The organism is Marinomonas rhodophyticola, from assembly GCF_026113935.1.
GTDB lineage: Bacteria > Pseudomonadota > Gammaproteobacteria > Pseudomonadales > Marinomonadaceae > Marinomonas > Marinomonas rhodophyticola.
The window spans coordinates 937,762-951,603 of the sequence record NZ_JAPEUL010000009.1 but is presented as its reverse complement, the minus strand read 5'-3'; the positions used below and the strand labels follow the sequence as shown (position 1 = coordinate 951,603).

The window sequence follows — 13,842 nt, the reverse complement described above, 5'->3', positions numbered from 1 at the left end:
GATAAGACGTTTGTTTATAAGAAGTCTTTTCGGACTGGGGTGAAGTTGTCTAGCAGTACACCTGGCTCTAAGCAGCGGCAACCATGCATGACATTTGGTTTTTTATACAGAGCGTCGCCTGGCCCAACGATTTTGGTTTCGTCGCCGATGGTGAACTCAAATTTACCAGACAATACATAGGTCAATTGTTCATGAGGATGGTTGTGCAGTGGACCAATAGCGCCTTTTTCAAAATGCACTTCCACTGTCATGATGTTATCTGAATAGGCCATGATTTTGCGCGATACACCCGCACCAAGATCTTCCAGAGGGACTTCGTTATTGTAAACAAACATAGGACAACTCTTTGTATTCTTGTTTTAGACACCTCTACTATAGCAGCGATAAAACATTATTCAATATTTTATGAAAAGCCGTTTCATTTATTTTATAAAAAATATGATTATTTGAAAAATCATCTGCCTGCGATAAACAGCCAAGTTAAAGGCAATAAAAAAGCTGGCGTTATGACAAGGCCAGCTTTTGAAGAGGGACGGATAAGTTTATTTAGTATAACCGAGTTTTTCCGATATTTTGGCCGTCGCTTCTTGCAATAGGCTTACGTACTTTTCAAACTTCTCTGGCGTGTAACGTAGGGTGGGGAAAGACAGACTTAACCCAGCAATAACATTGCCTAAACGATCATAAATAGGGCTACCTATACAGCGTAGGCCTTCTTCTTGTTCTTCATTATCGACGCCATAACCTTGCGCCTTGACTTGCTTAAGCTCTTCTAACAAGGCGTCTATGGTGCGATGTGTTTTTGCGGTAGAAGGTACAAACTGCGTGTCTTTAAAGACGTCACGGATGTAACTTTCTGGACGTTCAGCTAGTAATACTTTACCAATCGCAGTGGAGTAAAGTGGGTTACGTCCACCAATACGAGACTGCATGCGCAGATTGTATTGTGCATCTACTTTGTAGATATAGATAATGCCATCACCGTCACGAATACCAAGGTGCAATGCTTCTTTGGTTTGCTCTGCTATGCTCGCCATGTAAGGCTCGGTGAGCGACACAAGATCCACGTGTTCAAGTGCTTTTGAGCTAACTTCAAACAGTTTTAATGTCAGAGAATAACGGTCATCGTCGCCTTCTTGAGAGACGAAACCGAGCATTTTCATGGTTTGTAAAAAGCGATAGACAGTACTTTTTGACGTCATGACGGTTTGCGATAACTCTGTTACGCCAACAGATTTGTGTTCTGCCATTGCGTTTAATATCGCAAATACTTTCATGACCGAGGATACGGGTTCGATTTGCTGGTTGTTCTCTTCGTTTGTCATATTGGTTTCATTTTTTTTGAAATAGGATTTTGCAATTGTAATGCAATTTTTCATTCTTGACAGCCAAGATTACAAAATGAAACTGAAATAGTCACCCTAACCCCTCCCAATAAATCGTCCAACATGACGAGCGCGGACATCGATTACAGGCGAATCTATTGTCCGCAAACTGCCTACATGCTTCGAAAATAAGTAGGTTATCGCGCTAGCCAACCGCCATCTACCGCGACAGTATAGCCATTTACGTAACGCGATGCGTCAGACGCTAAGAAGACAATCGGTCCTGCCATGTCACTTGGTGTCCCCCAGCGGCCTGCTGGAATACGACTTAAAATTTCACTAGAGCGATCTTCATCTGCTCGCAAGGCAGCGGTATTATCAGTGGCCATGTAACCAGGCGCAATGGCATTGACATTGATGCCGTGCTTGGCCCATTCATTGGCAAGTAGCCGAGTGACGCCCATCACGCCACTTTTTGATGCGGTATAAGAGGGTACACGAATGCCACCTTGGTAAGACAACATAGAAGCAATGTTGATGATATTACCTGCGGTTCCCTGTGCAATGACTTGTTTAGCAAAGCTTTGAGACATAAAAAACACGGCTTTGATGTTCAAATCCATGACGTCATCCCAATCCTTTTCGGTGAAATCTAATGCGTCATTGCGACGAATGATGCCAGCGTTGTTAACGAGAATGTCAACGTGTCCAAATGCAGATACGGCTTCTTTGATGACATAACTCACGCTGGCTATTTTGCTCATATCGGCAATGACGCTGTGAAATTGACGGCCTGTTTTTTTCATCAAGGCGATTGTTTCAGCTGGATCATCCCGGTTAACGCCCACCACATCAGCCCCTGCGTTGGCCAATGCTAATGCCATTCCTTGCCCAAGGCCAGTGCTGCATCCTGTAACGATGGCTACTTTTCCTGTCAGGTCGAACATAGTGTTTCCTCATCTTTATTAAATTTTGGACAATGTAGGTCGTGCCTTTAGGCCGACAAAAAACTCACTACGACAAATTACGTCTTGTCGGGCTAAAGCCGAGACCTACAAAAGTCAATTGTGTGTCACGCCTCTTTTTTAGGGTTTACAGCGCTATGCTTATTTAACCGCTCTACGCAAAATGCGATTCCCTTGAGACATGAACTCTTTTGCGGCTTGCTCAACTGTCATGGTGCCTTGGTCCATTTTCTCGATCATTTCTTCAAACAACCCCAGTAATTTCGGATTCTCAAAATGCGGCGATGTTAGGAGTTTCTTCGGCAAATCATCGATTTGTGCCAAACCAGCGACCGATAGGTCATCGTCTTTGATGGTGCCATCCAGAGATAAGGCACGACGGGCAGCCAGACTCAATGGCACACCACGAGCCAAGCCCATTGCGTTGTAGCCTGCCGGCTCGTTTAATAGAAAATTAATTAACTTCGCGGCATCTTCTGGGTGTTGGCTGTTTTTGCCGATAGAGAGCATCAATGCGGGTTTGTAGAATAGACCCGCGTCATCCGCGCCTTTGATCATTGGATAAAAGCCCAATTCCATTGATTGAGGCGGTCTTAAGTTGTCGTTGTATTTGTTAATGGCAGAGTTCCACATGTAAACACCGGCCCATTCACCATTAATCCATGGTTTGTGCTCATAAAAATTCGCTTTGCCAAAACCCGCCACATATTTGCTGCTTGGTGTGACATGATTATTCACCATGTCTTCGTACATTTTGAAAAACTCAAGCATTTGTGCGTCGCTATAAGCAAATTTTTTATTTGCCTCATCGATCATGGGGATACCGTATTTTTGCACCATAAAGGAGCGGTTCATGGCGATGATGTCACGGCCTTCTAATATCAGTGGAAAATATTCGTCGCCCAGCTTTTCTTTGAAAACAGGCCCGCTTTCATGAAGTCATCCCAAGTAACAGGATAGGCCAAGCCTGCTTTCGCCCAGGTGTCTTTGTTGTAATAAAAAACGCGTGCTGCCATGGAAACAGGAATGCCGTTTAACTTGCCATTATTGGTACCCGCATCAAGAGCAGATTGATCAAATTGCGATAAGTCCAACACATCGCTGTATTCACGCAAGTCCTTAAAACCATCCCCTCGCGCGGAGAAAATCGGCATCCAATTCCAGTTGGTTTGCATGATATCCGGTTCGGTATTACCAGCAATTTGTGTAGTGAGACGCTCTAGGTGACCACCCCAACCTGTGTATTCTGATTTTACGGATATCCCTGGGTGCGTTTTTTCAAATTCTTTTAAAGCCTCAATCGTGGCGGCGTGTCGAGAGTTCCCTCCCCACCATGACATACGCAAATCTTCTGCACTTGCATTCATACTCACCATAGAACCAGCAGATGCTAATCCGACTAACAGAGCTATTGTTTTTATTTTCATGTGCTTTTCCTCGTTAGTAATTATTCAATTTTTGCACAACCCTCACCTTTGCCTTATGTGGCTTAGCTGTAGTGCAAAGGGCTTATAAAGAGATGTTCATCTCAGTTTTTTTATCAAAAATATGCGCATTGCTCATTTCAAAATGGAACCACTGTTGTTTTCCGATTGAATCCGATAATTTAGCTTCCACCACATCAGAAGGAACGCGAGTACAAAGTTCTCTATCTTCTACCGTAAAGTGGACGTAAAACTCTGCGCCCATGTTTTCCATTCGTACTATGGTTCCTTTGATAAGTTCATCCCGTGGTGAATTGTCATCGGCTAATTTGATGAATTCTGGGCGGATGCCAAACACCACGTCTTCGGTAAAATTGGTTAAGACTTTTTGTAGCTTTTCATCTGGCAAACCCAACATTTGAGACGACAAGGCTAAATGACACTTCCCCTCCCCCGTGCGATCTAAACGTGTTTCCACCATGTTCATTTCTGGCGCACCGATAAATCCTGCTACGAACAAGTTTTTCGGGTATTTATAAAGGTTGGCGGGAGTATCCACCTGCATGATGTGACCGTCTTTCATCACACAAATACGGTCCCCCATGGTCATGGCTTCAGTCTGATCGTGCGTTACATATACACTGGTGGCCGAGCGGTTGGTTTTCTTTAAGGTTTTATGCAAATCCGAAATGCGCACCCGCATAGACGCACGTAACTTGGCATCCAAGTTAGATAAAGGCTCATCAAACAAGAATACCTGAGGGCGTTTCACAATCGCTCGACCAACGGCAACCCGTTGCGCCTGACCACCTGAGAGCTGACGCGGCAAGCGATCTAGTAGGTCGGTTAACTCCAACAGTTCGGCGGCTTCGTTGACTTGTTTTTCGATGTCTTCTTTGCTGACTTTTGCTAGTTTTAAACCAAAGCCTAGATTTTCACGTACGCTCATATGGGGATAAAGTGCGTAGTTTTGAAATACCATGGCGATGCCACGATCTTTGGGCGGCAAACCATTTACTACCTTTCCGCCAATACTGATCGAGCCACCGGTAATGGACTCTAAACCGGCCAACATACGTAAGGTAGTGGATTTCGCACAGCCAGAAGGCCCGATCACTACTAAGAACTCGCCGTCTTCAATTTCTAGGTTAATACCATGAACCGCTTTGAAGCCGTTCGAATACACCTTGGTCAGATTTTCAAACACAACTTTAGACATACTATTCACCTATCCTTTCACGCCACCAGACGAAATGCCTTCTACGAAGTAATTCTGTGCGATTAGGAAAACAACAATGGACGGAACAATGGCAATGGATGCCATAGCTAAGATTTCATTCCATTGAGTGCCTTCGGTGACATCAATGGATAATTTGAGTGCCAAAGCGATGGGGTATTTTTCCACGCTGGAAATATAAATAAGTGGCCCCAAGAAATCGTTTACTGACCACATAAACTGAAACAGCGCGACCGAGATAATCGCAGGCTTCAACATAGGCACTACGATGTACCAAAGCAGCTGATAAGAGTTGCAACCATCGATTTGTGCTGCTTCCTCCATGTCCGTTGGCAAACCACGTAGGAACTGAATCAACATAAAGACAAAGAAGCCTTGTGTGGCAAAGGCCATCGGCAAATACAAAGGCAAGTAGCTGTCCAACATCCCCATTTCGCGGAACATCAAGTATTGCGGAATCAACAGCACAGAGGTTGGTAGTAAAATGGTCGCTACCAAGGTGACAAACCAAAATTTCTTAAAGGGAATCTCAAAGCGAGCAAAACCATAGGCAACAATCACCGATGAGATCACCGTTAAAATTACTTTTGGCACTACGTAATACAGAGTATTTAAAAAGAATCGGCCAAAGGTGTATTCCGTACCAGTATTCCAACCATTAATAAAACCATCTAATGAAAAATGCTCAGGCCAAAGGCTCAATGAACTAAAGATTTCATGGTTTGGTTTAAAAGCGGCCGAGAACATCCAAAGCAGCGGATACAGCATCACCAATCCGAAGAACAACAAGATAATGTAGCGAATAGACGCGCCTACTCGTTGCTTACGAATCTCAGCCCTTAGCATTGGATTATTTTTTAGGTCTGCGGACAACACGGCCCTATTAGGGAATGCTTTATTCATTGTTATTTACCCCCTTATCACCTGAGTAAAACACCCAGTACTTCGATGATTTAAATGAGATGGCGGTAAAGATCGCCACAGCCAGAAACAACACCCAAGCCAAGGCACTGCCATAGCCAAGATCAAAGTATTTAAAAGCCGTTTCGTAGATATAAAGCGAGAACAAGTAGGTCGATTTTGCAGGGCCACCACCGGTAATAACGTAAGGCGCGGTAAACTCTTGAAATGCTTGGGTGGTTTGCATGATGAAGTTAAAGAAAATAACCGGAGTAATCAGTGGTACAGTAATCTTGGTGAACATTTGCCATTTAGACGCACCGTCAATCATCGCGGCTTCATATTGAGATTGTGGCACGCTCTGTAGCGCCGCCAAAAATATCACCATGGCTGAACCAAATTGCCATACCCGCAATAGGGTTACGGAAAACATGGCAAACACCGGTTCCCCCAACCAAGAAATCGCCTCGACTCCAAAGAGGCCTAAAAAGCTATTCAGTAGACCATCAAGAGAGAATATCGCTCGCCATAACACAGCAATGGCCACGCTGCTGCCCAAAATAGAAGGAATGTAATAAGCAGTACGGAAGAACTTAATACCACGCAACTTAAAGTTCAGTACGAAAGCAATAAAGAGTGCGAAGGCAAGTTTCAGCGGAATGGTCAGAAATACGTAGGCAAAGGTCACGCCCATAGACTGATAAAAAGTATCGTCGTCCAGCATATAACGATAATTATCTAAACCAATGTATTCCGGCGGATTAATCAGATCATAGTCGGTAAAACTAATGATCAAGGATGACAAAAAGGGAAAAGCAGTAAATATAAGTAACCCTATAATGTAGGGACTGATGTACAGCAACCCTAAGCGGTGATTTTCATACATAGCGTTCAACTCTGAATGTTGTTTTTATTTGACGTTGTAAAAACATACTAGAAGAACAATAAAAAAATAACAACGATTAATTTATTTTTATGAAACATCTTTTCACTTTTATTGATGAGTAGTTTTTTTGATGCTAATCTTGTCGATACCGATGATGTGACAGGCGTGAAGCAACACAGAAAGGATGACAACACTCACAGGCCATTCATAGACCATACCGTACGAACAAAAATAAGAGAGGAAACTATGTCACTTGGACAGATAACATCTTTAACATTTCAGCGCACTGTCGATGCCATCACAGGCACCAGTATTACTCAATTAACCCCTAACGGTAGCATCTGCCACCGCAACTATTTTTACCAAAAGTGCTTCAACAATGCGGGCAATCAGCTGCTTATTTCGGCCAATTTTGACACTCATCGTAATTACCATTTACTGGATCTAGAAAACGAAACCGCTATACAGTTAACGCAAGGCAAAGGCGATAACGTGTTTGGTGGCTTTCTAACCACACACGATGACGCACTGATCTTTGTTAAAAATAATCAACAACTGATTCATGTGGATATAAAAACTCAAAAGCACAGCGTGTTGTATGAAGTAGCAAAAGGCTGGGTAGGTTATGGCACTTGGGTACCCAATTCAGAGTGTACGAAAGTGGTGGGTATTGAAATCAAAGATACTGATTATATGAGCCTAAACAGTTGGGAAAAATTCGCCCAGTTTTATCATCAGAAACCACGCTGTCGTTTAATTTCAATTGACCTTAAAACCGGTCAGCGCACGACGGTTTTCGAGGACAATATTTGGCTTGGGCATCCGCTTTATCGTCCAAATGACGATAACACCATTGCGTTCTGCCATGAGGGTCCCCACGATTTGGTGGCAACACGCATGTGGATGATTGATGAAAATGGCGACAACATGCGTAAAGTCCATGAGCAAGATGAAGACGAATCCTGTACCCATGAGTTTTTCGTGCCAGATGGCTCTAAAATGATGTTTGTGTCTTATCGACCACATACGGATAAACGCCAACTTTGCTCTGTCGATGCACAAACGCTTGCCTTTAAAGTCGAGGCGGAGATGCCCGCCTGCAGTCATTTGATGAGTAATAATGATGGTAGTTTGGTTGTGGGAGACGGCTCAGGCACCCCCGTTGATGTCTCTGATCATGATGGGCACAAGATAAAAAACGATCCCAACCTGTATCTGCTTGATCTAAATAAAGGCAGTATTCGAGCCATTGCCGAACACAACACCAGCTGGACCGTATTAAATGGTGATCGTCAGATCAACCATCCTCATCCTTCTTTTACACCAGATAATAAGTCGGTGCTATACAGCTCAGACGTTAACGGCACACCGGCTGTTTATTTGGCGAGCCTATAAAAGCGGGACTATTGCTTGACCATTGTTTTCTATGATCGCGCCACATGCCGGATCAAGGTAGGCGCGACCGTAATCGACCATTAAATGGTTAGCGCGTGACTTTTATCAACATAACGATATGACCTCTGTGTCGATTTAATGGAGCTAAGTCTCACTACTTAGCTCCATCCCCTTGCTATCGCCCTCATCTACAGGTAAAAGGTCGTATCACTGTAGTGGTCACCTGTATGATGGCTAAGCGATATTCTATTACGTTCAGAAGCTCCTGCAAGTTATTGTCTATTGGCACTGGTGTTCTGGTTACTTACAATACTTCGTACTCAGTTGTTTAATAAAAAAAACCATTTGCACAGGAGTAACCATGCTTTATAAACCAGCAGAACTTGCTCAAAGACAACGGCAACACTTTCTAAAAGTGATCTCGGTGTTTTTCGTCGCTTCTATTATTGGATCGACTTTTGCTGGCCCCGTAGCACAAACCATCCTACTTTGCTCAGCGGTTGGGATGTGCGCTATTTATTGGCTTATGATTGTGCGTCCTAACAACAAGATCGCTGTGGCTGGCTTTCTGTGGTTAATCACGCTGCAAATAAGCGCTCTAATAATGAATAATAATGCCGTGTACAGCCCTGTTGTCATGTGTTATGCGATTGTTTTAGTGTATGCCGCGCTTTTTTGTTCAACGTCTACTTTCCTAAGTTTGGCCATATTTATTATTCTGTACTGCTCGTTGCTATTGCTTTTTATTCTCTTGGGACACTGGTCTCCTCCCTCTCCAAAGGTTAACAAAGCGTCCATTGTCGCCACGAATTTGTTCCTCCTTATTGCCAGTTTTAGCGCGTGGCTTATTGCCAAAGACTTTCGTTCATTGCTTTATGATTTATGGAGCGAAAACCAAGCCTCAAGAAAGTCCCAAAAAGAAATCCGTCGTATCGCGACCCTCGATCCGTTGACGGGCCTTTCCAATAGAGTCAGTGCGGAACAAGCTTTTAGTAAACTCACGTTGGTCGAAGAGAAGTTATCTGTGGTGTTTATTGATCTGGACAACTTCAAGCCGATCAATGATGCCTATGGTCATCACTATGGTGATATTGCGCTAAAGATTCTGGCGGAACGATTGCGTAAGTGCCTAGAACCTGGTGAGATCATTTGTCGATTTGGCGGTGACGAATTTGTCTTGGTATTCAAATACGCCAATGCTCACCACTCTACATTACGCTATCAAGCCTTGTTAGAGACAATCGCCGAGGATATGGAAGTTGAACTTCGTGATTTTCGAATTTCCGCTTCAATTGGTGTCGCTCATTTTCCTGAGCATGGCACAAACTTTAATGAACTATGTCGGCTTGCTGACCAAGCGATGTATCGCTCTAAACTCTCCGGCAGAAACGCGGCACTGCTTTATCAACCTGAATGGCAAGATGAACATCGTAAGAAACTAGAAATGATTCAAGCCTTACGTCTCGCGATTGCTCACAATGAAATTTTTTTGGTGTATCAACCCAAATATGATCTGGCATCCTTGACCATCAATGGGGTAGAAGCGCTCGCTCGTTGGCAATCAAAAGAGTTTGGCTTTGTCAGCCCAGCGGTTTTTATCCCTCTAGCGGAAGAAACTGGGTTAATTGACAACATTGGTTTGTTTGTTTTAAGACAAGCCTGCCATGACTGCAAAAAATGGTTGGAACTGGGCTACGATATTCCGGTATCCGTTAACTTGTCAGCGGCACAATTGAGCAGTGGTATGTTGCCAGAACATGTGTTTAGTATTTTGGCAGATTCGGGACTGGCTCCTCATTATTTAGAACTCGAGATTACCGAGTCATTATTAATGCAAGATCAACAAGGCATTGATTCACAAATATCTAGGATCAATGATAAGGGCATTAGCTTTGCTATTGATGATTTTGGTACCGGTTACTCTAATTTGCATTATCTGAGTCGATTTAAAGCAGCTACGCTAAAAATTGACCAGTCTTTTGTCCGACAATTAAATGAGTCATCAGACAACTACAGTTTAAAAAACTATAGCTTGGTGAAAGGCGTTATCGTGCTAGCCAAAACATTAGGACTAACTACGATTGCTGAAGGGGTAGAAGATCAATACACCCTCAATATTCTTAGAGCAATGAAATGTGAATCAGTACAGGGATATCTTCTATCGAAACCCATTAATTTTGAAGAGTTGCTAATCAAGTTTAAACAGCATGAAGTAGAAAATCATTAACATTCGGGTAACACGAATAAACCGACAATAACAATAAAAACGGCACGCATAACACCCAGTTTATTCGTGCCGTTGCTTTCGTTTTTTAGTTAAAGTATTAAATTTTAAATTTCAACACTAAGTTATTGAGCTGTTCTGCAAGTCGAGAAAGATCTAAGCTGGAAGCGCTGGTTTGATTGGCGCCTTCTGCTGTTTGAGCCGATAGATCAAGAATATACGTCAAGTTTTTATCCACTTCTCTTGCTACGCTGGTTTGTTCTTCTGCCGCACTGGCGACAGTGACGTTTTGGTCGCTAATTTGACCAATCAAACGGGTGATTTCATTGAATGCTTGTCCTGCATCATTCGCCATTAGTAAAGTAGATTCAGCACGCTGGTTACTGTTGTTCATATTAGTAACCGCTCGATCGGTTTCAGACTGCACGAGCTGGATCATTTTTTCTATTTCTTTCGTAGACTCTTGTGTTCGATGCGCCAGCGCTCTCACTTCATCTGCAACAACTGCAAAGCCCCTACCACTTTCACCTGCACGAGCAGCCTCAATGGCCGCGTTGAGCGCTAATAAGTTCGTTTGATCTGCGATAGCACGAATCACATCCAATACCGAGCCGATGTTTTTCACATTACCGGCCAAGGTGGTCACACCATTTGCCGAATGTTGTATGTCAGTCGTGAGCTGTTCAATGATTTTTATAGTTTCATTAATTTTCGCTTGGCCTAATTGTGCTTTTTCATCAGCCACTTCGGCATTATCACTGGTCGAGCTGGCACTGCGCGCCACTTCTTCGATCGCCGCGGTCAATTGATTCACCGCAGCAGCGGCTTGTTCTAACTGATTACTCTGTTGAGACATAGTTTGTGAAGACTGATTGGTCACCACACTTAATTCTTCGGACGTCGCCGCTAGCTGCTGAGAGGAGTCGCTAATCAATGTCAGGGTTTGTCTTAATTGACCCTGCATTGCGGCCAATGCTCTTAACATATCCGCAGCTTCATCATTATGATGATCCGAGATATCCTCTGTAAGATCTCCATTAGCGACGCGTTTAGCAACCGCCACGGCATAACTCAAAGGCTGCGTTACACTGCGACTATAGAAAAACGCAAGGGCACTCAGCACGATTAGGGTAACAACAATGCCAGAAATAACTGCACTTCTGGAATTGGTATAAGTCAATGTTGCTTGATCATTAATTTGATTTGCACGTAGTAGCTGAAATTCACCCAATTTATCCACTTCTGCCGATAACAATTCAGCGGCAGGCATGACGATGTTACGTCGATAAGCTAATGCCTCAGCGATATTTTGCTCATCTGACAGCTTGTATAACTGAGGTAGTGTTGCCGCAAATGCGTCATGCAAACTGGCAACGCTACTAACAATCTCTTTTGCTTCTGTGCTACGAGCCAACGAGTACATGACTTTTTCTGATTCATCATACTCTGTGGTTATCGCAGCCATCTGTCTTTTTACATCATCACGTTCTTGCTGATTTTGTGCATCGGATAATTCGGTAATGAGTATTTGACTGCGCAATATGTCGCGTCTTAATTCCGTCGCAGTCGATAATGCGGGTATTCGATGCAAACTAAGCACATCAGTTATGTCATTTATTTTTGCTAGCTGCACAATAGAAAACATACCTAGTAAAAAAGTAATCACACCTAACACTCCAAAGGCGAGTGCTGAGCGTACCCCTATTCTCATATTTCTAATCATAATTCACCTGTACTCATTTAGTCGTTAGTATTATTTTTCTAGCTCACCTAAGAACGACTTATCATTAAGCAATCTCATTTCGTCTTCTTAATAGACCCTTTTAAGAAGACGAAATAAATACGCAATATCTTTTAAATTAAATACCTGTCATTAAAAACAAACCTCAACAAGGATTTAGTGTTTTACACCATAGTTATATATTTTATCGATATATCTTAGAAATTAAAATCACATCTGCCTTTAAAAAAACCATACAAAAGAACAGCAAATTAATATGAATCACCATCAAAAAAGTATTCTTCGAAGAATATCCGTAAGACATACTGATTGATCCGACTTACTCTATTCATTCAGCTCCGTATGAATAGACGCTCCAGTTTCATTCTTTTTCGCTTGAAACATGGCTTGGTCGGCTAGATGAAACAAGGCTTTTGCCGTGGTGGCATCCTCAGGATAACGTGCGACTCCAATGCTCATACCAAACGACACTTCATCGCCTGTTTCTAATAACACAGGCTCTAAACATAATTTGAGCAAGCGTTCACAAAGTTGTGTCACTTGGTATTGAGTGATATCACTGATCACTATGGCAAATTCGTCACCTCCCAATCTTGCCGTAATATCTTCTTGCTTGGTCACGTTGATTAACCGAGACGCAACCTCTGCCAAGACTTCGTCTCCCGCTGGGTGACCAAACGTGTCGTTGATGCGTTTAAAACCATTGAGATCAATTATAAAAAGCGCTAGCTGGTTATTAAGCGAAACGGGCGTTATGAGTTGATCTAGACGCTCGTCTAAGTATCTTCGATTCGCTAAGCCGGTTAATTCGTCGATATAAGCCAATTTTTTTAACTCAAGGTAGCGATTCATTTTTGCAGTCACATCATGCTGTATAGCGATATAGCCAAAAATTTCTCCATTATCTCCTCGTAGTGGTACACCATATAAATGTACCCAATAGGCTTTACCACTTTTGTTGTAATTAAGAATGTCGGCTTCGAAAGGCCAACCTTTGTCTATCTGTCGTCTTAATTTTTGAATGGTCTTATTGGAGGTTTCAGGTCCCTGAAGTACTTCGCTCGGTTTTTTGCCTCTTAGCTCATCAATATGGTAGCCAGATAAACGACTGAATCCTTCGTTACACCACACCACTCTTTTATTGACGTCTGTGTACAAGACACCATTGGATATTTGTCCACTGATCCAAGATAAACGCTTATTTTCTTGCTGCAAGGCGTTCATGTAATGGAGATGAAGTTCATTTTGAGCACCTTGTGCCAAGTCTAACAACAAGGTCTGCTCGTGCTCGGTTAACACACGTGGCTTAGTGTCAACAATGCACAGAGTACCGATTGCGTATTGATCATAGGACCTAAGCACGGCACCAGCATAAAAACGAATGTAAGGTTCACCTGTGACCAATGGATTGGTTTTAAAGCGCTCATCTAATAAGGCGTCTTCTACAATCATTAACCGATTTTGTTCAATAGCATAGCGACAGAAAGAAAGGTTTTTAGGTATACAGGTAATGTCTGTGCCAATACTGGATTTCAAAAACTGCTGTTCCTTCCCCACAAAACTGATAAATACAATAGGTGTATCAAATAGGGTTTTGGCAAGGCGGGTGATACGGTCAAAACGATCATCATCAGGTAAATCAAGAAGTCCCAATTCTTGTAAGGCTCTGAGTCGTGTGACTTCATTTTCGGTACTTGTTGAGTGTTGCATTTGAAGCCATTCCTATTATGAGGATGGGAGATTCG

The 13,842-nt window shown here is 42.9% G+C and carries 12 protein-coding genes; 2 read left to right on the top strand and 10 right to left on the bottom strand.

Annotation, left to right across the window (positions count from 1 at the left end; all coding sequences use genetic code 11):
* Nucleotides 1-14 precede the first annotated feature (14 nt).
* From ONZ52_RS19345 to ONZ52_RS19310, 8 genes are all read right to left on the bottom strand, one after another.
* Entirely contained in the window at nt 15-335 is a 321-nt protein-coding gene (locus ONZ52_RS19345) for a cupin domain-containing protein (RefSeq protein ID WP_265220275.1), read from the bottom strand.
* 207 nt (nt 336-542) lie between these two features.
* Nucleotides 543-1,325, bottom strand: a complete 783-nt coding sequence (gene kdgR / locus ONZ52_RS19340; protein WP_265220274.1) for a DNA-binding transcriptional regulator KdgR — start codon at nt 1,323-1,325, stop codon at nt 543-545.
* A 197-nt stretch (nt 1,326-1,522) separates the two neighbouring features.
* A complete protein-coding gene (kduD, locus tag ONZ52_RS19335) occupies nt 1,523-2,272 on the bottom strand; it encodes a 2-dehydro-3-deoxy-D-gluconate 5-dehydrogenase KduD (protein ID WP_265220273.1) in 750 nt (249 codons plus the stop codon).
* A gap of 159 nt (nt 2,273-2,431) precedes the next feature.
* Complete coding sequence (locus ONZ52_RS19330; RefSeq protein ID WP_265220272.1) at nt 2,432-3,145, bottom strand: type 2 periplasmic-binding domain-containing protein; 714 nt, start codon at nt 3,143-3,145, stop codon at nt 2,432-2,434.
* A gap of 26 nt (nt 3,146-3,171) precedes the next feature.
* Entirely contained in the window at nt 3,172-3,717 is a 546-nt protein-coding gene (locus ONZ52_RS19325) for an ABC transporter substrate-binding protein (RefSeq protein ID WP_265220271.1), read from the bottom strand.
* 82 nt (nt 3,718-3,799) lie between these two features.
* The gene (locus tag ONZ52_RS19320; RefSeq protein ID WP_265220270.1) at nt 3,800-4,933 is read right to left on the bottom strand and encodes an ABC transporter ATP-binding protein; all 1,134 of its coding nucleotides are present in this window, start codon (nt 4,931-4,933) and stop codon (nt 3,800-3,802) included.
* A gap of 9 nt (nt 4,934-4,942) precedes the next feature.
* Nucleotides 4,943-5,854 (bottom strand): carbohydrate ABC transporter permease, encoded by a 912-nt coding sequence (locus ONZ52_RS19315; RefSeq protein WP_265220269.1) that lies wholly within the window; start codon nt 5,852-5,854, stop codon nt 4,943-4,945.
* Nucleotides 5,847-6,737, bottom strand: coding sequence for a carbohydrate ABC transporter permease (locus ONZ52_RS19310; RefSeq protein ID WP_265220268.1), 891 nt, complete (start codon nt 6,735-6,737; stop codon nt 5,847-5,849). The genes ONZ52_RS19315 and ONZ52_RS19310 overlap by 8 nt, the downstream gene beginning before the upstream one ends.
* A gap of 246 nt (nt 6,738-6,983) precedes the next feature.
* Between ONZ52_RS19310 and ONZ52_RS19305 the strand changes: the two genes are divergently transcribed.
* Both ONZ52_RS19305 and ONZ52_RS19300 read left to right on the top strand, forming a co-directional pair.
* The gene (locus tag ONZ52_RS19305; protein ID WP_265220267.1) at nt 6,984-8,132 is read left to right on the top strand and encodes an oligogalacturonate lyase family protein; all 1,149 of its coding nucleotides are present in this window, start codon (nt 6,984-6,986) and stop codon (nt 8,130-8,132) included.
* 361 nt (nt 8,133-8,493) lie between these two features.
* Nucleotides 8,494-10,359 carry a putative bifunctional diguanylate cyclase/phosphodiesterase gene (locus ONZ52_RS19300; RefSeq protein ID WP_265220266.1) on the top strand — a complete coding sequence of 622 codons (1,866 nt, stop codon included), beginning with the start codon at nt 8,494-8,496 and terminating at the stop codon, nt 10,357-10,359.
* Between the two features lie 97 nt (nt 10,360-10,456).
* On the opposite strand, the gene ONZ52_RS19295 is transcribed toward ONZ52_RS19300, so the two are convergent.
* Both ONZ52_RS19295 and ONZ52_RS19290 read right to left on the bottom strand, forming a co-directional pair.
* A complete protein-coding gene (locus ONZ52_RS19295; protein WP_265220265.1) occupies nt 10,457-12,079 on the bottom strand; it encodes a methyl-accepting chemotaxis protein in 1,623 nt (540 codons plus the stop codon).
* A gap of 342 nt (nt 12,080-12,421) precedes the next feature.
* Nucleotides 12,422-13,807 carry a diguanylate cyclase domain-containing protein gene (locus ONZ52_RS19290; RefSeq protein ID WP_265220264.1) on the bottom strand — a complete coding sequence of 462 codons (1,386 nt, stop codon included), beginning with the start codon at nt 13,805-13,807 and terminating at the stop codon, nt 12,422-12,424.
* Nucleotides 13,808-13,842: the final 35 nt, after the last annotated feature.

Coding starts and splice junctions, on each gene's coding strand:
- ONZ52_RS19345 (WP_265220275.1), bottom strand. CDS start 335: ATGTTTGTTTACAATAACGAAGTCCCTCTGGAAGATCTTGGTGCGGGT.
- kdgR (WP_265220274.1), bottom strand. CDS start 1,325: ATGACAAACGAAGAGAACAACCAGCAAATCGAACCCGTATCCTCGGTC.
- kduD (WP_265220273.1), bottom strand. CDS start 2,272: ATGTTCGACCTGACAGGAAAAGTAGCCATCGTTACAGGATGCAGCACT.
- ONZ52_RS19330 (WP_265220272.1), bottom strand. CDS start 3,145: ATGAACCGCTCCTTTATGGTGCAAAAATACGGTATCCCCATGATCGAT.
- ONZ52_RS19325 (WP_265220271.1), bottom strand. CDS start 3,717: ATGAAAATAAAAACAATAGCTCTGTTAGTCGGATTAGCATCTGCTGGT.
- ONZ52_RS19320 (WP_265220270.1), bottom strand. CDS start 4,933: ATGTCTAAAGTTGTGTTTGAAAATCTGACCAAGGTGTATTCGAACGGC.
- ONZ52_RS19315 (WP_265220269.1), bottom strand. CDS start 5,854: ATGAATAAAGCATTCCCTAATAGGGCCGTGTTGTCCGCAGACCTAAAA.
- ONZ52_RS19310 (WP_265220268.1), bottom strand. CDS start 6,737: ATGTATGAAAATCACCGCTTAGGGTTGCTGTACATCAGTCCCTACATT.
- ONZ52_RS19305 (WP_265220267.1), top strand. CDS start 6,984: ATGTCACTTGGACAGATAACATCTTTAACATTTCAGCGCACTGTCGAT.
- ONZ52_RS19300 (WP_265220266.1), top strand. CDS start 8,494: ATGCTTTATAAACCAGCAGAACTTGCTCAAAGACAACGGCAACACTTT.
- ONZ52_RS19295 (WP_265220265.1), bottom strand. CDS start 12,079: ATGATTAGAAATATGAGAATAGGGGTACGCTCAGCACTCGCCTTTGGA.
- ONZ52_RS19290 (WP_265220264.1), bottom strand. CDS start 13,807: ATGCAACACTCAACAAGTACCGAAAATGAAGTCACACGACTCAGAGCC.